The sequence below is a fragment of the Nostoc sp. EspVER01 genome, assembly GCF_034530635.1.
Taxonomy (GTDB): Bacteria; Cyanobacteriota; Cyanobacteriia; order Cyanobacteriales; family Nostocaceae; genus Nostoc.
Genome location: NZ_JAVRCS010000009.1, coordinates 137876 through 159384, shown reverse-complemented (window position 1 = coordinate 159384; position 21509 = coordinate 137876). Strand labels below are relative to the sequence as shown.

Below are 21509 nucleotides of genomic sequence, written 5' to 3'. Positions count from 1 at the left end.
TAATACTGCCAGACTGATAACAATAAATAGCACGGTTCCTGGCACTCTGGAATACGTTGCATAATATTAGCACCACTACGAAGTGCAGAGATTACTTCAGATAAATCAGCAAATTCAATCCCGGAATTGTGCGAGAAAGTGTCCACAAAACTAGCGTAATGTAAATTAAACCCAAACTCCATTGATACCAAGCAAGTGCAGAGATAATACCTGGTAAATGTTCATCTCGCAGGCGAATATCATTAAATCCTAATTTAACTAAGTTGTTGAGACTAAAATCATAGTAGTTGAGCCAGTTCCAACGGCGATCGCACAACAAGGGCATATATCGTTCACGAAACGTCTGATTCCTTGGTATGACTGGCAAACGCCCAATCAATAATCGTAACTGGCGAAATGTGCCGTCTTCTGTAAAGTAAGAAACGTCCATTAAGTCATGATAACGACCTTGTTGGTAAAGTCGGATCAATAAAGCCATTGGGACGGGGACAATAATTATGAAAAGACATCCCAATGTCAGCCAAGGTTGTTCAGCATTGCGAAAGATCGCTAGTAAGCTGAAGAATTCTAAAATGCTAAAACTGACTAATATCGAAATGGTTTCGTAGGATGTGGGAATAATTGGTACGGGATGCAGCCGACGGTAGCGATCCACTAGCCAAAATAGTAAGCCGAAATAAGCGATCGCTAATCCTCCTACGCCAAACACTAACCAAAAATTTGTCCCATAGCCACTCAACAACAGCAATACACTCAACGCCAACCAACTCCAAGCTTGCAGCAACCACCCAACTATAGAAAGGGTTTCGCCAACAATTAAGCGATCGCTTAGTTTGGTATATTTTTCTAAATCGATGTCTGCTATGGTGAGTAACTCACTACTGTTGCGAAAGGATTTTACCAGACGACGCTGGGCGATCGCTTGGGCTTGAGTTGCAGAAAAACCCAGATTAATCAAACTGGCAACAGTTGCACTATTAATATTTGTAGCCGTCAAACGATGGCCAAATTCGATTAATCGCAGTCGTTGTTTTGTGTATTCCAGTTCATTTGCATCGGCAACTTGCTGCTGCTGACGGAAATTTTGCCCCAAATTCCGCAAGATGTTTTGATTACCTTGTAATGTTGGGATGCAGAACATCTTACCAATCTCACCGGGATTACCTAAAATTTTCGCTTGGTTAGAGTTAAAAGTTAAACCAGATACGCTTAAACAAGCCTCCTTAGCAAACCTGGCATCACTAAAATCTGCAAGGTTCAGAATATTTGCACCTTGCAGATTTACCAATTGGTTAAACTCCGCTTCTCGGAAGCTTACAGATTGCTCGAAAGTCGCTTCTGTTAAAAGGAGGAACTGATTAAAATCTGCTTTAGTAAACTGGGCTTGATTGGCAAAATCCACTTCAGAAAAATCAGCATTTCCTTGCCATTGGACACTACTAAATTTAGCCAACTGTTTAAAAGTTGCTTGGTTAAAGTTGGCAGTTGTCTCAAAGATACTACCTTGAAAATCAGCCAGTTCCCGAAATTTAATTTTTTTAAAGTTAGCTTTCTCAAAAAATATACTGCCCTGAAAATTGCTTGGTTGCTGGAAGTTAGCACTGGTGAAACTAACAGGACGAGCAAATCTGGTTTGAGTCCAGTCAGTAGGTTGGAGAAAAGTTGCACCTTGGGCATCAACAGACTGAAGAAAAAAAGTATTGGAGAACTTCACTTCGCCATTGAAGCGAGTTTGCACCAGTGTTAAGACACCACGAAAGACAGCGATTTCACTGGCTGGGGTTGACTCTGTTCCCAGAAGCGATCGACAATCTTTAGAGTTGGGTAAAGCGATGGCGAGTGACTCTAGACAAACGAAGCGCAAACGTTCTAGTTTTTCTTGTTCGGTAGGGGTGAAAATAGGTGCAATGGCTTTTGCATACAATGGTGTTCTTAAACCCAAATCGCTGCCGACAAAATCCCCCAGAATCAAAGCATTGCTGAGGTCTAAACCCAGAGGTTTTGTACCGAGTTCTTTTCGCAGAAGTTGGTAAAAAGCATCACGAAAGCTGGCGTTTTCTGGGCGTAAATCGATCGCCATTTTTTGCAAATCTACGGTCAAATTTCCTTCGCGGAGTGTCGGTGTGCGTAGTCGTTCTTGCAATAATTCTAAGGTTAAGGGTGTGCGTTCTGGTTGTGTTTGTGCTGCCGAAGCTGGTAGGGGAAGGAGGAGTAAAACGCAAAGGAACGCTAAGGGAAGCGCAGAGGTACGCAGAGAAACTCCTTTGTGTACCTTTGCGTTTAACCTCTGCGTACCTACCCTGCGGGAAGGCGTTCGCGTAGCGTCTCGTAGAGAAGCGCCTATGCGTTTAAAAGATAAATTATGCAAATTCGTCGCTAATCAGCAGAACAATTTTACCTGCCACAGACCCACTTTCAATTAATTGGTGGGCTTTAGCTGCTTCTTTTAAAGGAAATTTGTGACTGACATGGATTTTTAATTTGCCTTCATCGATCCAAGTGGCAGATTGTTCGAGAATTTCTGCATGATGGTGGAGACTATCTTGTAATCCTAGCAATGCTGGTGCCAACATGAATTCTAAACCGATGCGGAGGTTGCGAGTTCTAGCAGTTTTCCAAACAGTGTTGGCATCTGGTTCGAGAATGGTAACAATATCGCCATAGACTCGCACTGCGGGGAAGGTTTTGTGAAAAGTTTCGCCGCCTACGGTATCAAAAGCCAGGTCTACGCCTTCGCCGCCAGTCCAATCTAATACCGCTTGCACAAAGTCTGTTTGTTTGTAAAAAATTACATTATCGGCACCGAGTTCTTTGACGAAATTAGCTTTTTCCTCAGAACCCACTGTGGTGGAAACAGTAGCACCTTTGAGTTTCGCCAATTGAATTGCTACATGGCCGACACCACCAGCACCCGCATGAATCAAAACCCGTTCCCCAGGTTCTAATCGTCCTCGTTCATATAACGCTTCCCAGGCGGTGATTAATACTAAAGGCGCTGCTGCTGCTTCGGCAAAGGAGATAGACGCGGGTTTACGTGCCACAAACCGCTCATCGACAACGGTATATTCAGCGTAATTTCCTTGGTGTGCGCCTAGGCCCCCATAGCAAAAATATACTTCATCACCTGCGCGAAAACGCTGAACGCCAGCACCCACTGCTTCGACAATACCTGCACCATCACATCCTAAAATAGTCGGCGTGCGATCGGGGTAGAAACTGCCTCGACTCCGAAGTTTAGTGTCAATGGGGTTAATACCAGCCGCCACCAAACGCACTAAAAGTTCAGTATTCCCCACAGGAACAGCAGGGTTTGGCACATCCTGTACTTGCAGAACTTCGGGACTGCCAGCTGCTGTCATCAAGACTGCTTTCACAACTCTTTCCTCCTGGCTTTAGATGCACGTTCTTATGCAACTTTAGCGTAAGAGGGTGAACACAAAGCTATGTTTGAGGGAAAACTGCGATTTTTGACGACCAGGTGCGATCGCCCTACATCTACATTCAACAAAAAACAAGCGACTGAAGCTTTGAAGATTATCCCTTAATTACTTCGCGCGATGTGCGACTTATTCTTAAAACCCCTCTCCAAACCTCTCCCCGTTGGCGTTAGCCTGCCGTTAGGCAAGCGGAGAGAGGCTTTAAGTCTTGCTCCCCTTCCCTTGTAGGGAAGGGGCTGGGGGTTAGGTTTGAGAGAAAGTTGCACACCGCGTTACTTCTAAATTCAATATATATTCTCACGGTAAGTAACATTTGTTTATTTTTGACTCATAATCGAGCCATTTTGTAAAGTCGCCAAACTCCTACTTCACGATGGCGACAGCCTGATGAACAGATCGAGTAAATTAAGATAAGTAAAGAAAACGCTTTGAACTAAATGGCAGCTCTAAGCTTACAAGAAATTTCTACTCAGTTAGAAAGTCCGAATTTACGCGATCGCATGGTAGCCCTTGCTAATCTGCGTCATGTTGCGGCTGAGGATGCAGTACCTTTGATTAAAAAGGTACTAGACGACGAATCTTTGCAACTGCGATCGATGGCAATATTTGCTCTGGGAATCAAGCCAACGCCAGAATGTTATTCTATTTTGGTAAAAATTCTCGAAAATGACCCCGATTATGGTATACGCGCTGATGCCGCTGGTGCTTTAGGATATTTGGGTGATGCCAGAGCCTTTGAGGTGCTTTCACGGGCATTTTATGAAGATACTGATTGGCTAGTGCGATTTAGTGCAGCTGTTTCTCTAGGTAATATTAAAGATCCTCGTGCCCGTCAAATTCTTCTTCAGGCATTGGATAGCAAAGAAGTCGTATTACAACAAGCTGCAATCTCTGCACTGGGAGAAATTCAAGACATCGAGTCTGTAGATAAGATCCTGCGCTTTGCCGAATCAGATGATTGGTTAGTCAGGCAGCGTTTGGCAGAAGCCTTGGGAAATCTTCCCACTCCCAAGAGTGTCTCAGCTTTAAAATACCTGGAAAAAGACAATCATTTCAACGTTGCTGAGGCAGCCAGAATTGGTCTCAAGAAGCTTGAGGAAATAGGCAATCAAGCTTAATATTAAAGCCTCCTACTACCTTTTAATAATAATTAAGTGGGAATTTTAGCATTTTGATGCAGGGTAATTTCATTCATGAATATTGAAGAGTTTTTTCAGTTAAGTACTGGTAAATGGTTTTCTCATCGTACTAGTCAACATTTGGCTTTTAACCAATCGGAACATAGCAAGTCAGATATCATCATTGAGGCGCTGCCATTAGATCATCCAGAAGCAGTCAAGCTGTGTCAAAGTTACAACATTAATCCTAGTTCTGCTTCCTGTGCTACCAAAATTACCTGGAACGGCACAATGGACAAGGATCAAACAAAACATAGTGGTTCAACTGTGTTAGTTTCGGTACCTGATGCGGATAATCCGGCCCAAGGGAGGTTACTGCGAGAGATAGTTGATGCCAATAAAACTCCAGTTCCCGGACGCTATAAATTTGACAGTGATGGTGCTTTAATCCTAACTACAGAGGATGAAACCATCTTTTCAGAGGAACGGCTGTGGTTTGCTAGCCCCAATTTGCGAATGCGGGTAAACGTCCTCAAAAGTTTTGGTGGATTTAGTATCACTTCCTTCACTTCTGAGATTCGTATGGGTGGCTTTCCACCAGCCGAGAAGGTTTCCGAGGCGGCTAATTCAGTATCTAGTTAGTTCGAGCGTAAATATTCCCCCCGTTTCTGGCTACGGTTTACACAGTAGGCGTTTCTGGGGGGAATTAAGTAGAGATGGGTTAGGGAAAGTTTTGATTAAGCCTGTAATACCTTAAACCACTTATTCAAAACTGTGCTGATGGTTTTCTTAATCTGATGGTTACGACTCCACTTTTGGAATGCCATTTCATACTCTTCACCTTTGATTTGAAAGGTATTCCAGACATCAAGCGCTACAGGCAATCCGCAGAATAGCAAAATGTACAGCGACCAAGAAATTCCGCCACCTGTGATTAAATCAAGCAGTATAAAAAAGCCAGTGGAAATTGCATATTTGCTTAGGCGTTTCTGAAATCTTCTGATGCGATAAGCGTCAAAAGCTTTTCGTTGTTGGAGTTGCCCCTGTTGTGCAACCCAATCACGTTCTGCTAATTTTAAAGACTCAGGTGAAATTTCTAACTCAGCAGCAATTTCTAATATATGCTCATAAGAAAATTCTGTGTCTTTATCATCTGCTTGACGAGCGATCGCTAAGTGCAGAATTTGTTGGACATCTTCTTGGCTATACGAGCGGATGCTTTGAGGTTCAAACGCCGTCATAATTCTTTCTCTTATATTACTTTTAATAGAAATTTGCTGCCCGATAGATTTTAAGCAGCTACGCCAGTACTATCTCTATTATTCTTAGATTAACAAATCTAGATGCTGTCCGGCATTTAATGTATGGGATTTTTAACTTTGGGTATAGGGTAAAGAGGCAGGGGGCAGGAGAGCAGAGGGGCAGAGGGGCAGGGGAGCAGGGGAGCAGGGGAGCAGGGGAGCAGAGGGGCAGGGGGGCAGAGGGGAAAAATTTACTGCAACTTCTTCTTGGTTACTGAGCGTAGTCGAAGTGCAGCCTCTCGTAGAGAAGTGCTGCTTCCCCATTTCCCCACCAATATAAAGACTCTCCAAATATCCAAGATATTATCAAATGCAGCAGAGCATAATAACGAAATAACAAGCATTAACAAGGATGTAACTCAATGGTTGAAGAAAATGGATCAATTCGTACCCTATCGGTTGATATTGGCGGTAGTGGCGTTAAGGCGATGGTTTTGGATATTACGGGGCATCCTGTAACGGAAAGGGCGCGTTTAGATACACCGCAACCTGCGACACCGGAGGTTGTAATTAATGCAATTGTAGTTTTAGCTGCCGCTCAAGGTGAATTTCATCGCGTTTCGGTCGGTTTTCCCGGTGTGGTGCGGTGTGGAGTTACGGAAACAGCGGTAAACTTACATCCAGATTGGATCGGATTTGATTTGGAAACAGCATTATTAAAACACTTAAACAAGCCTGTACGGGTGATTAATGATGCAGATATGCAGGGATTTGGTGCGATCGCAGGTAAAGGTGTTGAATTAGTTATTACTCTGGGTACAGGCTTTGGTTCGGCTTTATTTGTGGATGGTAAGCTGGTACCGAATATGGAAATGGGGCATCACCCGTTTCGCAAAGGAGAGACTTTTGAGCAGCAGTTGGGGCGTGCAGAGTTAGAAAAAATTGGTGAGAAAAGATGGAATAGGCGTTTAGAAAAAGCGATCGCATCTTTGCAACATCTGTTTAATTATGATTACCTTTACATTGGTGGTGGTGAAGCTGTGAAAGTGAATTTACAGCTACCGTTAAATGTTAAACTCATCCCCAATATCACTGGTTTATTAGGCGGTATTGCTTTGTGGCGAGATGATAAAAGGTAAAAAGTTTTTCAATATCCACAACTGAGAGTACTCAGCGATATCTAAGGGCGGCCTACGCCTACACGCTTTTTGATTAAGGTGCATTCTTTCTCAAAGTTTCAAAATGATATAAAAATTAACACAGATTAGACAAGAGAATTGCACAAACATTATGTTCAGTGCCCCTGTGTGATTTTTTATGTGGTATCTAAACTTTAACTCAAATTCCATACCGTGCAACAAGGTTGTGCGGTTTCATTCTTTTGAGGTGAAAGTGTGCGCTTTTCGAGAATAGCTTGAAAGAGCGACATAAGTTGCAATACAGTTCAGATAAACCCAAAACCCTTATTGTAGAGACGCGATTTATCGCGTCTTCAAAGACCAATAATCCTTAACTAAAAGGTAAATTTGTTTGATGGCATTCCCTGGCGATCGTATAGTATGTTATTGTCTAACCCATTGATTTAGATAGTAGGTCTGATTACTTGATGGCTTGATTAATGATATTAATCTGATTAAATGGAATCGGAGGTGAGCAAATATGAACATAAAAATATTATCTAGAAAAATTAGTACATGACTTTTTTATTTGGTCAGTATGTACTATCCCGGACAAGAATAATGTTGTTGGTTAAAAAAAATTGCTTGAAATAAAATAAACTAAAATGAATGAAATTGGCCTGATGATGACGGGCGTATTAACAATAAGACAAGCATCTGGGGTCAATTTGCCACAGCAGCAATTATTGCAAATGGAAAATGACGTAAACCAGTCAAAACAGAGTCAGTTAGAGATAGCGGCTAAAATTACGCCACCTGAATTTATGCAGACAGATGAGATTTCTCAGGCTTCTCTCTCAGCGCTGAAACCAGAAAAAGAACACATACTTCAGAAAATTAGCAAAAAGAATCTGGGACTAATTTCTTCTAACTTAGGTAAGCCTAAGAAGTCTTTTCAGTCTGGAGGTAAAGTCCGTACAAAGGCTACAGGAAGGTTCCAGAAGTTTAGTAGCCAACCTCTACCGACTCTTTATTTTGGTAGTTCTGGTATTGCTGTCAGAGCCTTACAACAGTTATTAGTGACTAACGGTTATGCTGTGAGAGTAGATGGGATTTTTGGCGCACTAACAGAGACTGCTGTCAAAGCCTTTCAAAATCAGCAAAATTTAGGTGTAGATGGAGTAGTTGGTCAACGAACTTGGAGTGCGCTAACAATTTAGTTAGAAGTTAGGAGTTATGAAACTTCGTATTATTCATAATTCCTGATTCATTTATGGAAATCTCAGAAAAAATCACTTTTGTAAATTAGTAATAATGCTGAAAACTTTCTAAAATATGGAGAACACAAATAACATTTTTACTGTCTTTTGAGGGCAATATATTTTCTTTAGCCATTACTACCGTTGATCTTTTCAAGACGCATTAACCATTGATTGAAATGCTGGCATTGCTGACGTATTGTATCCAACCCAATATCCATTGCAATCAAGGAGCCATGTAATGGCTTTTCATATCCAAGGCAACATCTAATAATTCGTTTAGATGGGGCTGTTGTCGGGCCTTCATTAATATGTTCAGGTGAAAGGAATAAGTCACGCTCTGCCTGTAGACTATCTACTATACTTTGGTCAAACCATGCGAGAAAAGCTTGTGGATTGCTGTACAGGAGTCCCTCAAACTCATGAACCAGTAAATTGGGGAGAAAATTTTGGTGTTTAATATCTGCGCTCATTTGCTGCTCAAGATATTCAGCTTTCTGAAATGGGTCATTCGTACTAGGCAGAGAACTGCTTCCTGGAAAATCATTTGGCAATCGATATAAATCAAACATCGTAGTGACGAACGCCGAAACATCCTCAAGGCATTTACGATTTAATTGCGGCTTGATCTTTGCATAGCTCACTACACCACCCTTATTTGTTGAGCTAGTTCGCACAAGAATGGGGTTGAGATATATCTCTTTTCGCTGAAGATGTTCGCAGAGTACTTCTTTTACAAAAGTTTCTTCCGTCTGTCCTTCTACAAAAACGTGTATTCGGATCATCGTGAAGGTCTCCCGCCAAGGATGTTCTTCTTCCACAGTTCTCCTAAGCTGTAGTCTTCAAGCCACTCGTGTAAATCATCCTCATTCAATCTTCGGAGGGATGATTTACCACGATCGCGATCTACAACAATTACATCTTTCGCCCTAAATTCATTGAGCAATTCAACCGACTGAGTTGAAACAATAACTTGTTTTTCTCTTGCGGCGGAACGCATTAACGATGCAAGAACAGTAATTGCATACGGGTGAAGACCTAGCTCAGGTTCATCAACCAAAATCGTTTCGGGCTGAAGGGAAGTAGGTTGCAAAAAGACAGTGGCCAGGCATATAAAACGAAGTGTTCCATCCGAAAGAAGATGAGCTTTAAACGGAATATCTTGACCTTGCTCGACCCATTCCAACTCGATCACCTCATTGTTTTGTGGAGAATGACGTAGATAAAAATCACCAAAGAAAGGAGCAACAAGTCGAATTGTTTTGACAATTCGCCGATAAGATTCCGAATAATTTTCACTTAACAAATATAGGAAAGCTGCAAGATTACGCGCATCAGAACGCAAGTAAACATTATCATTAATCTTGTGTGGTTGCTTCACATAAGCGCTGTCGCTTGTATCATGGAAATGATAAACCCGCCACTGCCGCATGGTGGGTAATATGTACTTGTCAATTCTTGTGCCACTGCCTCGTAAAGCCTTACTCTCAAAATGACCACTACCGATTTCACGCTCACCGCTCATATTCCACCAAAAAGATTCTTTGGAAAACATTAGACGGTTGTCTTGAGTTGGTTCAAGAGTAGCGAAGTACCCGTTGTTTCCAAAATAAAGCTCAATCTCTAGTTGCTCAGTTGTTTTACGGCCAAAATGCAAGATCGCATCGGGGCCACCCTGGCGGCTTACCAAAACTTGCAGATTCCTCTCAAGCATCTGCTGAACCATGCGAAAGAAGCCTATGAAGTTAGATTTACCTGCACCATTACATCCAATAAGTACGTTTAGTTTCAAAAGCTTAAGGTCACATTCAGCAATAGACTTAAAGCCTTTCAAAACAATCCTTGATAGTTGGCTGTCACTGGTCAGATCGCTCATGGAATGGTTTCCTGATTTTTAAGCTTTTGGACTGCTTATTTCACAAATAGACCTTAATAGTAATTGTGATTTAGCTCATCTAGCTAGGATCAGCACATTTTATCAAAAATTTCTCATATATCCGCATGAAATCTTGCTTGTTGACAATATCTTCTCCGTAGGCGTAGCCCATCGTAGACATTGCTTTCGGATCTGGAACACTAATCAAAAGGTAAATTCTTCTTATATCATGTCCGCTTGATTACTTACTAAACCCCAAGAACCCCACCCCGCCAAAGCTGCGCTTTGTCTCCCCTCCCGAAGAGCGGGGAGGGGCTGGGGGTGGGGTGCAATGACTCTGGGAATCATAACTAATTATGCGGACATGATATTATTCGATTAATATATAAATAAAGATTTTTGTCCACAGTAATTTAAATATCCTTACTATACGGTTTAGTTAAGCCCGCAATCCTTTTTAGAGACGTTGTATTGCAACGTCTCTACATATCAAAAATTCTTAAACCAAGCGTATTGAGTTAAATATGGAACAGCTTATCCCTTCTAACTTATTATCGGTACTGATGCTGCTCTAATAGCTGTTGCGCTCTTGGCTTGTAAATTAAATAGAACAAAGCCTCAATATAGCGCAATAAATCTTCCCGATTTTCCTTTGAGGTAAAGTTCCAGAAGCCATAAATCCGTGCTAATGATAACAGCTTGCTAGTGTGAATTTTCCAAGTATAGGTGCTATAAACTCGGTCAATTCCTCGTTGGGAAATTTCACTCCAATAGTTAGGATTTTGTTCGCATTTTGTGATGAAGTCCACAATTTTGGTGGCTGTCTCCTCTAAATTTGTTGGGTTAATTAAAAATCCATTCACCTTATCTTGAATAATCTCTAATGGCCCACCAAACTGTGTGGCAAAAGTCGGTAATCCTGAAACCATCGACTCTAAAATTGTCAAACCAAAAGCTTCAAATAAAGCTGGTTGTACAAAAATTCCCTGATGATCGGCAATGACTCGGTAAATTTCACCAGAATCAGTTTTAGTCAGGCGCACACCCAACCAACGAATCTTCCCGTGGAGATTGTACTGGTCAATTATTTGGTAGAGTTTGATAATTTCGTCACGTTCTTCGTTGTCGCCTGATTCTTCGACGCGTAATTTACCCGCTACCAAAATTAAGTTGCAATGCTCTTGTAATTCTTTACTTTGACCATAACATTCAGCTAAACCTGTGAGGTTTTTGATGTGGTCAAGACGCGCCATTGAGAAGAGAGGACGCTTGTTAGGATCGTCGAGTTTACCAAAGATTTGTGTGGGATCTTCCAGAGTAAAGAGGGTTTCTGCAAGGCGTTGGCGATCGCTCTCTACCCGGTCTTTATTTCGAGTGTAGGGGAAGTAATTATTTTCGTTTACTCCTGGCGGTACAACATTAAATTTGGGACTAAATAATTCAATGCCATTGGTAACATGATACAACTCCGGCATGGTGAAGCACTTATAAGATTCGTACTGTCCCACACTATCCGGTGTTCCGACAATTTCTTGGTAGGTGCTGCTAATCACAAAATTAGCAGCATTCATGGCAATCAAATCAGCTGTGAATTGCAAGGAAAAATGATATTTCTCCTCTAATTCTTGCCAGTAGAGGTTACTGAACAAATATTTAGATTTTTCCAAAGCATGGGCAACATTGCATTGAGTAACTTTCAGCCGTCGCGCCAGCAAGAATGCTATTAAATTCCCATCAGTATAGTTTCCAACTATTAAGTCAGGTGTGCCGTGAAATTCTGCCCGTAGTTCTCTTTCAGAATCAATGGCGAAAGTTTCTAGATAAGGCCAAAACTCAAACCGAGAAATCCAGTTTTGAGTCATGTTAGGGTTAAATTCCCGTAAAGGCACTCGCAAAATCCAGGCATTTTCAGTCCCGTGGACTTTTTCTAGCCGTTGATTACAAAGAGTACCATCACTATTGGGAATCAAACGGGTGAGAATAATTACCTTTGGCTCGACATTCAATTTCTCTAAACCCGCAAGCAGAACATCTTCTTGTAGCTGCTTCTCTAGGCTCTTTGCCTGGTCAAGGACGTAAACTACTTGACCGCCGGTATCGGGACGCCCTAAAACTCCCTCTTGCCCAAACCAACCGTGAGCTGACACCAAGACGATTCTAAAAATCATCGGGATGCGAGAAATGAATGCTTCTAGGGTTTGAGGATCGGCAGAATCAATCAATTCATCGAGAATATTTAGGGTTTCCTGCACTCGCGCTGCGGTGTTACCCCAACCCGGCTCAAAACCCATTGACTGCAATTGGAAGCGGAATTGTTCGTAGGGTTCATCTGCGGGGCGATTACTAACAAAACTGATAGCTTTCTTAACTTGCTCAGAAAGTTGCTGCTGTGATTGAATGCGATCGTTGACTAGCAGTTGCACACCGTTGTAGTGGTGCAGCCGCAAGAAATTCAACAAGCTGTCCAGCAATTGTTTGGAATCTTGAAATATTTTGCTGGATAGATAGCGGTTGAGGAATTGCACCCCTTTACCAATATTTTTGGGGTCGCGGATGACTGGGGTGTAGTCATAAAAGGGGCCGAAATCCAATTCTAGCAAGCCGCCGTCGTTAGGATGAAATTTGTCCACCAAGCGATCGCGCAGATCCAACAAATCCTGCACCGTCATCGGCTCAATGCTTAAGTCTGATGTCAACCAATAAACTTCTTGGCTGGCAATCTTAGAACGGATGATGAAACAGAAGTTTGAGTCTTCCTGAATAATTTCCTGAGTATAGTAAATGAGTTTGCCTAACTCCGAGGAAGTGTAAAAGCCTTCAGGTTTCTGGGATTTGGAGCAATACTCACTATATACATTGAGTATGTCGTTCCGTAGCAAGTACTTCTTTTCTTGTTGGCGTAATTCACTAATAAAGGAACGTAAATCACTTCTTTCTTCACTATCTAAGACTGCTTGAAGCAATTCAGACATAGCAACTCCACTAAATGACGATGTTTGCATTGTTAACTTTCTAGGCGAGACAAATAAGCCTCAACCTTTTGTTAGACATATATAAACACGAAACAACACAGATAAATTATATTTACCTGTGTACCTACAAGTATCAACTTTTTAGCAGGCACTTAAATCATGTTCTACTTTACTTAAAGTATCTATGACTCAGTATTTTTGGATCTCACTAAAGGAATACAATTTTTATTTCTTTTGATAGATGTTAGTAAATAAGTCCATCATAAGATTTGGGGCACAAATTATCACGCCCTCAATTGCTTAATGTAATCTTTACTATATCATTGATTTGCGTATATTTTGATGAGCGGCACATACAGCATAATTCAGAATTGATAATAATCAGAATAAGCTGCGCTAACAGAATTGACATCCTCACCGCCGTGAACGCACGGTGATTCTGGAGTAATGAGTAATGAGTAATGAGTAATGAGTAAATACCCATTTTTCATCTACTCATTACTCCGTACTCATTACTTTAAAGCTGTGTTAGAAGCACGGGGCTTTAGACCCAATATTCCGGTAAAATAGGCTTTGATAGCTTGTATAGCTCACCAACTTGAAATCTGTTGTACATAAGGTAAATAATTTCAAAAATAAAATATGATTCATGTTTTGCATTAATTTTGGGAATAAGTAATAGTCTTGGCATTAATCTCTTTTTAAATAGTTGAAACAAAAGTTAATAGTTTTACTGAAGTTTAACTATTTAGCTCAACTTAAATAAATTAAAATAAATTTTTGTTCAAAAGCAGACTAATATTGATTTGCCATAGTTATAATTTAGGCAAAGGTTGTTTAAATTGGGTCGATTTATATGGCTACCAATACAGATAAGTTAACACCTTCTGACCACAGTATAGGCAACATTCTGATTATTTCTTTACTTGCCTTCTGTGGGCTGACTTTGATCATTCTTCTAGGCATTTTTTAAGAGTTAAATGTGCGTTCAAAAACTTCTGACACTCAAATTCCCGATTTCTTGGAGAAGTCGGGAATTCTTAATATAAATAGCTCAGGCTCCAGAGAAGTAAGAGCATCTGCTTAGTCCGATAGCATAGTAACAGGTTCTCTATCTATAGCCCGTCTCCTAGAGAAGCTGCTAAAAAGTAGATTTGCTTATATACATCAACTTCTTGATAAGATAAAGTAATAAATCATTATAGGTTTGTAACCCTTCCAAGTCTATGAACTCGTATACAACAAATCATTGCTAAAGTAATGGTTATGAATCTTCAGAACCACAACCTATCTTTATATAGGAATATATATATCAATATAAAATTATATAGGGCGAACGATGGGAATCGAACCCACGAATGGTGGTACCACAAACCACTGCCTTAACCACTTGGCTACGCTCGCCATTCAACAATTTGAATTATAGCAATAATTTGGCAATCGATCAAGAGTTTTTGTTCAAGGAACGGACTTAGTTGATTTAGAGTCTCTGGAATCTAACGATTACAACGAATTTTACTTGGCAAATATGAAACCATTGACCATCATTGCGTATACTGGAGCAGCAGTAGGCCTCGCCGCCTTGGGTGTGACAATGGCGAAAACCAATCCCGGTCAAGTTGAATATGAAGAATATGCAGTTCAACGCCTGACAAAATACTTAAAAACCGATGTATGTAAAAAAACTACGAATATTATAGAAAATTTAATCCGTTTTAATTGTGATAAATTGGTTGACTCGGCTAGCCCGCAAATCCAAGAAATTATTGCCAAGACTACAGAAAGGCAAGATTTCCTTATTTTTAGTGTTTACCGTACAGATTTAAAAATAAACTCTTGGATACCTTCATACAAATTTGAAACGGTAGGAGCTTTTAATCAATTTTATACTTACACTGCCGAAGAACAATAAGGTAAGCAGCAGGGGAAGAATATACAGCAGAATTCAGTAATCAGAATCGGCTGCGCTAACAGAATAAAAACAAGCTTTATACCTGCTTTTGAAACGAATAGTTGTGTACTTTACAACTTGAATTCCGCTGTAAAAGTGATTAAGAATAATTCTGGGTGTTGCTGAATTAAGGGATGATTCTTGTGGGGTGGGCATCCTGCCCGCCCGGAAATACAAGGGACGCTCATGTTGCCCATCCCACAAAAATAGTAAAATCATCCCGCAAATATGCAACCCCTAATTCTGTTTAGTAATTGATAATAGTTTCAATAATTACCAGAGTACTTATGAACCCAGGCTGAATCTTAAGTAAGATATAGTAACTGAAAGTTCAAGCTTTGCCGATGTCATCTGCCTATCTATTATTATCTCATGGAAGTCGCGATCGCCGCCCAGAAATTGCTATGCAGCAACTAGCTAGTCTGGTATGTCAGAAATTGCCAAGCGAACATTTAGTTGGCATCGCTGCTTTAGAAATGAGTCCTCAACCTTTACACGAGCAGATTCAACAATTTGCTAAAAGCGCTTTTGGCGATTGCACACAGTCTCAAAATGAGAATCGCCTCAAAATTATACCGCTATTTCTATTGCCGGGAGTGCATGTGATGACAGATATTCCTGCCGAAGTAGCACTCGCACAACAGGCTACTGGTCAAGATATCATCATTGAGTTGCAACCATATTTAGGTTCTCATCCTAATTTAGAGAAATTGCTGGCAAAGCAAATAGCTGCTATCAAAGCAGAAGCATGGATTCTCTTAGCTCATGGTAGCCGTCGCCCAGGTTCGCAAGAAACTGTGGAAGCAATGGCGGCGAGTTTGGGAGCCGTGACTGCTTATTGGGCTGGGCCTCCTAGTTTAGAATCACGGGTGAAAGAGTTAGTAACTGCTGGTTATCGGGAAATTGCAATTTTGCCATACTTTTTATTCGCTGGTGGAATAACCGATGCGATCGCCACCTCAATAGAGGAGCTAAAATTACAATTTTCTGCGGTGAATTTCCAACTGGCCAAGCCACTGGGAGCAAGTGCAGAATTAGCCGAGCTAATTTGGGATTTAACACAGAGATGAACCGCACAGAAAAGCAGGAGAACAAGTATTTGGGAAAGGTTTATTTAGTAGGTGCGGGGCCAGGAGATCCAGGATTAATTACCCTGAAGGCGAAAGGTTTGTTGGAATGTGCAGATGTAGTTATCTATGATGCCTTGGTGAGTCCGGCAATTCTGGCAATGATTAATCCCCAAGCCGAGCAAATTAATGCTGGTAAACGTGCGGGGAGACATTCGTTGTTGCAGTCAGAAACAACTCAATTGCTGATTGATAAAGCGCAGGATCATGCAATTGTGGTGCGGTTAAAGGGTGGCGATCCCTTTATTTTTGGTCGCGGTGGCGAAGAGATGGAAGAATTAGTCAACGCTGGAATCTCAACGGAAGTTGTGCCAGGTATCACATCGGGAATTGCAGCAGCAGCATATTCAGGTATTCCTTTAACGCATCGGCTGTATAGTTCATCGGTGACATTTGTCACTGGACATGAGGCGGCAGGTAAGTATAGACCGCAAGTGAATTGGAGTGCGATCGCTCACGGTTCCGAAACCATTGTAATTTATATGGGAATTCACAATCTGCCTTATATTGTGGAAGAATTAAGTACTGCTGGGTTGAATGTAGAAACGCCCATTGCTTTGGTACGCTGGGGTACGCGCCCAGAACAAGAAGAATTAATTGGGACATTGGAAACAATAGTCACACAAGTAGAGGAAACTGGATTTAGTGCGCCTGCGATCGCAGTTATTGGACAAGTAGTGAAAATGCACAGTATTTTATCTGGCTGTCGTCCAGTATAAGCAATCCTGAATCAAACGCGCACAAACGAGATCCCCGACTTCTTCAATAAGTCGGGGATCTTGGCTGTTGCGAGTGTATGATCGATAAGGTTATTCGGTTCTGGTGGGAGTCAGCTACCAGAGGTAACGGGGAAAGTTCGGTGCAAATCCGGCGCTGTCCCGCAACTGTGAACCAATTTGAGATTAAGGAAAATCTCAAGTTGAGTGAGTCAGGATGCCCGCCGAAATCGATTTATTAGTTTCACATATCTGCGAGGTACAGATGACTACGACTGTAAATATTTCCCCAACCAGTCCAATGGAAGTTGCTGAACATACTTTATTTGTTTGCAAAACCTGTGCCAGTGTTTGGCAAAATGGAAAACGTTTAGGTGAAAGTGGTGGTGAAAAACTTTTACACCAACTTCAGCAGTTGGCACAAGATTGGGACTTACGAGATCAATTCCCAATTCAGGAAGTTGAATGCATGAGTGCTTGTAATCGTTCTTGTGTAGTCGCCTTTAGTGCCAAAGGCAAATTAACATATTTATTTGGTGATTTAGCTGTTGATGGGAGTGCTTCTGCGGTGCTGGAATGTGCTAGTCAATACTATGCTAAAGCAGATGGTTTGCTGCCTTGGTCAGAGCGTCCAGAAGCAATGAAAAAGGGCATTTTAGCAAAGATTCCACCTTTATGAAGAAGAAGTCAGAAGTCAGGAGTCAGGAGTCAGAATTCAGTAAAGTTTTCTGTACGAATAGCTGATAGAGCCAAGCAAAGCGAGTCCGCGAGAGTGTAAGTATAGATTAAAACCTCTTTCTCCGTGGGCAAAAAGAAATTCAAATATTTCTTCCTTGAACCTGTCCTTTTATGGGTACAGTATTCTGAATCTTGAATTCTGAATTCTGACTCCTTTTTAATGATGCGTGTTTTGATTTTGGGTGGGACTGGTGATGCAGCAGAACTAGCTGCCAAAGTTACGACTATCCAAGGGTTAGAAGTAATCACCTCTCTAGCTGGCCGCACCCGCGAACCGTCAGTACCGTTGGGCGATTTGCGAGTTGGAGGCTTCGGTGGTGCGGCTGGATTGGCTAGCTATCTGCGAGTTATGGAAATCGACTTATTAATTGATGCAACCCATCCTTTCGCTAGTCAGATTTCCTTCAATGCAGCAGATGCGGCAACGGAAGTTGGAGTACCCCGTCTAATGTTAATCCGTCCACCTTGGGAAAAAGAAAGTGGCGATCGCTGGATTGAAGTTGATAATGTTGCAGCCGCAGCAATAGCCCTGCAAAATCAGTCACAGCGGGTATTTTTGACAGTTGGAAGGCAAGAACTGGGCGCTTTTGCTCATTTGGAGGAAATTTGGTTTTTGATGCGGATGATTGACCCTCCTGGCGAAGATGCTTTAGTACCGCCGGGGATGGTATTGTGCGATCGCGGGCCTTTTACCCTCAATAATGAGAGACAAATTCTGATTGAGAATAACATTGATACCATCGTCAGTAAAAATAGCGGTGGCGATGCCACAAAGCCCAAGATAATTGCAGCGCGAGAACTGGGCGTAAAGGTTGTGATGGTAAATCGCCCAGCTGTACCGCCAGGAGAGCAGGTTAGTAATGTTGATGCTGCTTTGGCGTGGTTATGCGTAGGCGTAGCCCGCACTTCGACATGGTTCGACTCCGCTCACCAGCCACTCAGTGACCACCGTAGGGATCGCTGCTAAATAATATAGGCAAAATTGATAATACGATCTTTCCTAATTCCGTATAATACACGGGAACGATCGCAGTCACAAATTCCATGAAAAATCTAGCTTTATCTGTTATAGCCCTTGCCACCATATCTGGATTAGTTTTCGGGACAATGCCAGCCGCTTCTGCTTTAAGTTGGAGTTGGAATTATTCTGGTACTGGCATAGCGGCGAACGGTACTTTGACGACTAATGACACCCCTAACGATTTGGGTTTTTACCTGATTACTGAAATTACTGGTACACGAAATGGTGAAACAATTACTGGCCTGCAACCCGCCGGTACTCCAATGCCAGGAAACGAACCTTTTGATATTGATAATTTAATTAGCCTTAATACTCAGCAATTAACAGATAAGGGTTTTGCCTATTCCACTTCGGGAGGAAATTATTCTAGTCCATTTTTCGCTAGTTTTTTGCCGACACCAGGTTATTTAGAGGTTTTTTCTGCACCAACTAAACCAGGTTTTGAAAATTTAGGATTAGAAGATAGGGAATTACCCATTAGTTTTTCTGCGACCCTAATCATTGCCCCTTAACCCACTTCTATTTTGAGTTTACTCCTCTATAGGCTCTTAGAGACATACAGATTAAAGTAATATAGCAACGGTGGTATCATTGCATCCAAATGATACCGTAATTTTGTCTAGATATAGAATTCTATTGCCTTGCGGACGATAGATTATTTCTAAAAGGAGTTTGCTGCAATGTCCACAAAACCAACTACTCGATTAATTTTAGAGACTTTACTCCCCCATCTCAAAGTAGCAGCAGCCTATGCCCATTTTCTACAACCAAAAATTGCTGCACTTCCTGCCAAAGAACAAGCAAACAACTTTTTTAGTGCCGCTCTTACTGATGCAGATGTGGCTATTCAAAATCTAGTAGAAGTAGTATTACTAGGAACTTTTCCAGATATTCGCTTTTATGGTGAAGAATATGAAAGTTCTAATAATACCAAATATTTTCGTGCTACCGACCTCGGTTCAGAAGGTGATTACTTAGTAACACTTGACCCGATTGATGGCACGAAGTTTTATATGGATGGACATTCTAATTACCAAATTATTCTCAGTATTCTAAATGCGGATGACTTTGAAGCAGTAATTGCCATTTCTCCTGCCCAAAACATTTATTTTTACGCCCTTCGAGGTGAAGGTGCTTTTAAAGGCACGCTGGAGATGAATTTAGAAGCTTGTGCCCCATTAGATATAACGTCCGCCAAACCTTCTATTTTATTGGGATGGGGAATGAATTCTATCGCACATTTATTAAAAGATAAATATAAAGTAATCGATATAGCGGCTGATTACTCTAGTGATATTCAAATTCCCAATCTCAATGGTATTCTCAGTGGCGATTTGAGTGGAGCAGTCATTAAATCGGGCAAATTTCTTGATAGTGCTGCACTCGCTTTTATTGCAAAAGAGGCTGGCTGGATTGTAACTACTCTGGACGGTTCAACTTTACCGCCACTGCATACTTGTCAAAACTATAGTATGCCTGGATTGATCGTAGCTGCTTCAAAATCTGTTCATCAAGATTTATTAGAAGCGATGCGAAGCTTTAGGAGTAATGAGTAATGAGTAATGAGTAATGAGTAGTAGTTGTGAATCTTTCCACTCTGATCTGGAGAATTTACTACTGGGAACTTAATTGGATACCGTTTTCTACAAATCATATTTTTTGGCTAAATGAAAATCTGTATTGTTGGCGCGGGTGCGATTGGTGGATATTTAGGGGTGAAATTGGCACTGGCGGGTGAAGAGGTGACACTAATCGCGCGTGGTTTTCATTTGGAGACAATTCAAAAAAATGGGCTGAAGTTACTCATGGCAGATGGTTCTAGCCAAATTGCTACTCCATTTCTGGCAACTAGCGATATTCAAGAAGCGGGGCTACAGGATGTAGTAATTTTAACTGTGAAGGCTCACAGTGTTCGTGCGATCGCACCTTTTCTCCCTGCACTCTACAATCCTCATACGATGGTGGTGACAGCCCAAAATGGCGTTCCTTGGTGGTACTTTCGCAAGCATGGCGGTGAGTTTGAAGGTACGCGGATTCAATCTGTTGACGCAGATGGGATCATTGAAGCTAGTATCGGTGCTGAACGCGCTATCGGTTGTGTGGTTTACCCGGCAACTGAGATAATTGAACCGGGTGTAATCAAACATATTGAAGGCGATCGCTTTACTCTCGGTGAAATCGATGGTAGTAAAACAGAACGCATCCAATTATTGGCACAGACTTTAAAACAAGCAGGATTCAAAGCACCAATCCGCAATCAGATTCGCACGGAAATTTGGATCAAGTTGTGGGGAAATGTAGCGTTTAATCCCATCAGTGCCTTAACTGGTGCGACTCTAGAGGATATTTGTCGTTATCCCCTCAGCCGCGAACTAGCGCGACAAATGATGACAGAAACTCAAGCGATCGCAGAAAACTTAGGTATCAAGTTTGGCATCACTTTAGAACAGCGAATTAATGGCGCAGAAAACGTTGGTGCCCATAAAACCTCAATGCTACAAGATATTGAAGCCGGACGCGCTACGGAGATAGACGCGATCGTTGGTGCGGTGGCAGAATTGGGAAAACTTACTCAAATTCCTACACCTTATATTGATGCGATTTATGCCAGCGTTAAGTTGCTGGAGGCGACTAAAGTCAGAATTTGACAGTCCCGAAGTTTTTATGGGATTAAGGGATTTCCAAGTAATAAAATATCACAATATTTCTTGTGGGATGGGCATCTTGCCTGTCCTGTGAATTGGGCGCTCATGTTGCCCACCCCACAAGATTGAATAATTTATTTATTAGAGTTCCCTAAGCAGAGACTTTATTATGCATTAATTAAGGCTTGCAAGTCGATGCAATGGCATAACAAGCCGATGCAATGGCATAACAAGTCGATGCAATGGCATAACAAGTCGATGCAATGGCATAACAAGTCGATGCAATGGCA

General features: G+C 41.6%; 18 protein-coding genes, 1 tRNA gene and 1 riboswitch. Of the genes, 12 read left to right on the top strand and 7 right to left on the bottom strand.

Annotated elements, in window-relative coordinates; all coding sequences use genetic code 11:
- Positions 1 to 91: 91 nt before the first annotated feature.
- Positions 92 to 2080, bottom strand: a complete 1989-nt coding sequence (locus tag RMX69_RS10610; protein WP_322637475.1) for a pentapeptide repeat-containing protein — start codon at positions 2078 to 2080, stop codon at positions 92 to 94.
- A 280-nt stretch (positions 2081 to 2360) separates the two neighbouring features.
- A complete protein-coding gene (locus RMX69_RS10605) occupies positions 2361 to 3374 on the bottom strand; it encodes a zinc-dependent alcohol dehydrogenase family protein (protein WP_322637439.1) in 1014 nt (337 codons plus the stop codon).
- A gap of 500 nt (positions 3375 to 3874) precedes the next feature.
- Here RMX69_RS10605 and RMX69_RS10600 point away from each other — a divergent pair, with 500 nt between their 5' ends.
- On the top strand, positions 3875 to 4555 hold the full coding sequence (locus RMX69_RS10600; RefSeq protein ID WP_099104155.1) for a HEAT repeat domain-containing protein: 681 nt from the start codon (positions 3875 to 3877) through the stop codon (positions 4553 to 4555).
- Positions 4556 to 4630: 75 nt separating this feature from the next.
- Positions 4631 to 5197, top strand: coding sequence for a phycobiliprotein lyase (locus RMX69_RS10595; RefSeq protein ID WP_322637438.1), 567 nt, complete (start codon positions 4631 to 4633; stop codon positions 5195 to 5197).
- A gap of 95 nt (positions 5198 to 5292) precedes the next feature.
- On the opposite strand, the gene RMX69_RS10590 is transcribed toward RMX69_RS10595, so the two are convergent.
- A complete protein-coding gene (locus RMX69_RS10590) occupies positions 5293 to 5796 on the bottom strand; it encodes a 2TM domain-containing protein (RefSeq protein WP_289797106.1) in 504 nt (167 codons plus the stop codon).
- A 422-nt stretch (positions 5797 to 6218) separates the two neighbouring features.
- Here RMX69_RS10590 and RMX69_RS10585 point away from each other — a divergent pair, with 422 nt between their 5' ends.
- Both RMX69_RS10585 and RMX69_RS10580 read left to right on the top strand, forming a co-directional pair.
- Positions 6219 to 6935: an ROK family protein gene (locus tag RMX69_RS10585; RefSeq protein ID WP_322637437.1), complete on the top strand. Its 717-nt coding sequence runs from the start codon at positions 6219 to 6221 to the stop codon at positions 6933 to 6935.
- 644 nt (positions 6936 to 7579) lie between these two features.
- Positions 7580 to 8134 carry a peptidoglycan-binding domain-containing protein gene (locus RMX69_RS10580; RefSeq protein ID WP_322637436.1) on the top strand — a complete coding sequence of 185 codons (555 nt, stop codon included), beginning with the start codon at positions 7580 to 7582 and terminating at the stop codon, positions 8132 to 8134.
- A gap of 167 nt (positions 8135 to 8301) precedes the next feature.
- On the opposite strand, the gene RMX69_RS10575 is transcribed toward RMX69_RS10580, so the two are convergent.
- From RMX69_RS10575 to RMX69_RS10560, 4 genes are all read right to left on the bottom strand, one after another.
- Positions 8302 to 8958 (bottom strand): DUF4276 family protein, encoded by a 657-nt coding sequence (locus RMX69_RS10575; protein ID WP_289797103.1) that lies wholly within the window; start codon positions 8956 to 8958, stop codon positions 8302 to 8304.
- The gene (locus tag RMX69_RS10570; RefSeq protein WP_322637435.1) at positions 8955 to 10049 is read right to left on the bottom strand and encodes an AAA family ATPase; all 1095 of its coding nucleotides are present in this window, start codon (positions 10047 to 10049) and stop codon (positions 8955 to 8957) included. The genes RMX69_RS10575 and RMX69_RS10570 overlap by 4 nt, the downstream gene beginning before the upstream one ends.
- Positions 10050 to 10600: 551 nt before the next feature.
- Complete coding sequence (locus tag RMX69_RS10565) at positions 10601 to 13021, bottom strand: sucrose synthase (RefSeq protein WP_322637434.1); 2421 nt, start codon at positions 13019 to 13021, stop codon at positions 10601 to 10603.
- A 1331-nt stretch (positions 13022 to 14352) separates the two neighbouring features.
- Positions 14353 to 14425, bottom strand: a tRNA-His gene (locus RMX69_RS10560).
- 124 nt (positions 14426 to 14549) lie between these two features.
- Between RMX69_RS10560 and RMX69_RS10555 the strand changes: the two genes are divergently transcribed.
- The 8 genes from RMX69_RS10555 (at position 14550) to RMX69_RS10520 (ending at position 21222) form a co-directional block, all read left to right on the top strand.
- Positions 14550 to 14933, top strand: coding sequence for a DUF4359 domain-containing protein (locus tag RMX69_RS10555; protein WP_289797100.1), 384 nt, complete (start codon positions 14550 to 14552; stop codon positions 14931 to 14933).
- Positions 14934 to 15316: 383 nt separating this feature from the next.
- A complete protein-coding gene (locus RMX69_RS10550; protein ID WP_322637433.1) occupies positions 15317 to 16042 on the top strand; it encodes a sirohydrochlorin chelatase in 726 nt (241 codons plus the stop codon).
- A complete protein-coding gene (gene cobA, locus RMX69_RS10545; RefSeq protein WP_322637432.1) occupies positions 16039 to 16818 on the top strand; it encodes a uroporphyrinogen-III C-methyltransferase in 780 nt (259 codons plus the stop codon). Before RMX69_RS10550 ends, cobA begins: the two co-directional genes overlap by 4 nt.
- Positions 16819 to 16896: 78 nt before the next feature.
- Positions 16897 to 17059, top strand: a riboswitch (cobalamin riboswitch).
- Positions 17060 to 17080: 21 nt separating this feature from the next.
- A complete protein-coding gene (locus RMX69_RS10540; protein ID WP_289799988.1) occupies positions 17081 to 17494 on the top strand; it encodes a DUF1636 family protein in 414 nt (137 codons plus the stop codon).
- A 222-nt stretch (positions 17495 to 17716) separates the two neighbouring features.
- Positions 17717 to 18520, top strand: a complete 804-nt coding sequence (locus RMX69_RS10535; protein WP_322637474.1) for a cobalt-precorrin-6A reductase — start codon at positions 17717 to 17719, stop codon at positions 18518 to 18520.
- Between the two features lie 77 nt (positions 18521 to 18597).
- The gene (locus RMX69_RS10530) at positions 18598 to 19086 is read left to right on the top strand and encodes a PEP-CTERM sorting domain-containing protein (protein ID WP_289797097.1); all 489 of its coding nucleotides are present in this window, start codon (positions 18598 to 18600) and stop codon (positions 19084 to 19086) included.
- Between the two features lie 168 nt (positions 19087 to 19254).
- Positions 19255 to 20130 (top strand): inositol monophosphatase family protein, encoded by an 876-nt coding sequence (locus tag RMX69_RS10525; protein ID WP_322637431.1) that lies wholly within the window; start codon positions 19255 to 19257, stop codon positions 20128 to 20130.
- A 111-nt stretch (positions 20131 to 20241) separates the two neighbouring features.
- Complete coding sequence (locus tag RMX69_RS10520) at positions 20242 to 21222, top strand: 2-dehydropantoate 2-reductase (protein WP_322637430.1); 981 nt, start codon at positions 20242 to 20244, stop codon at positions 21220 to 21222.
- The last annotated feature ends 287 nt before the right edge of the window (positions 21223 to 21509 follow it).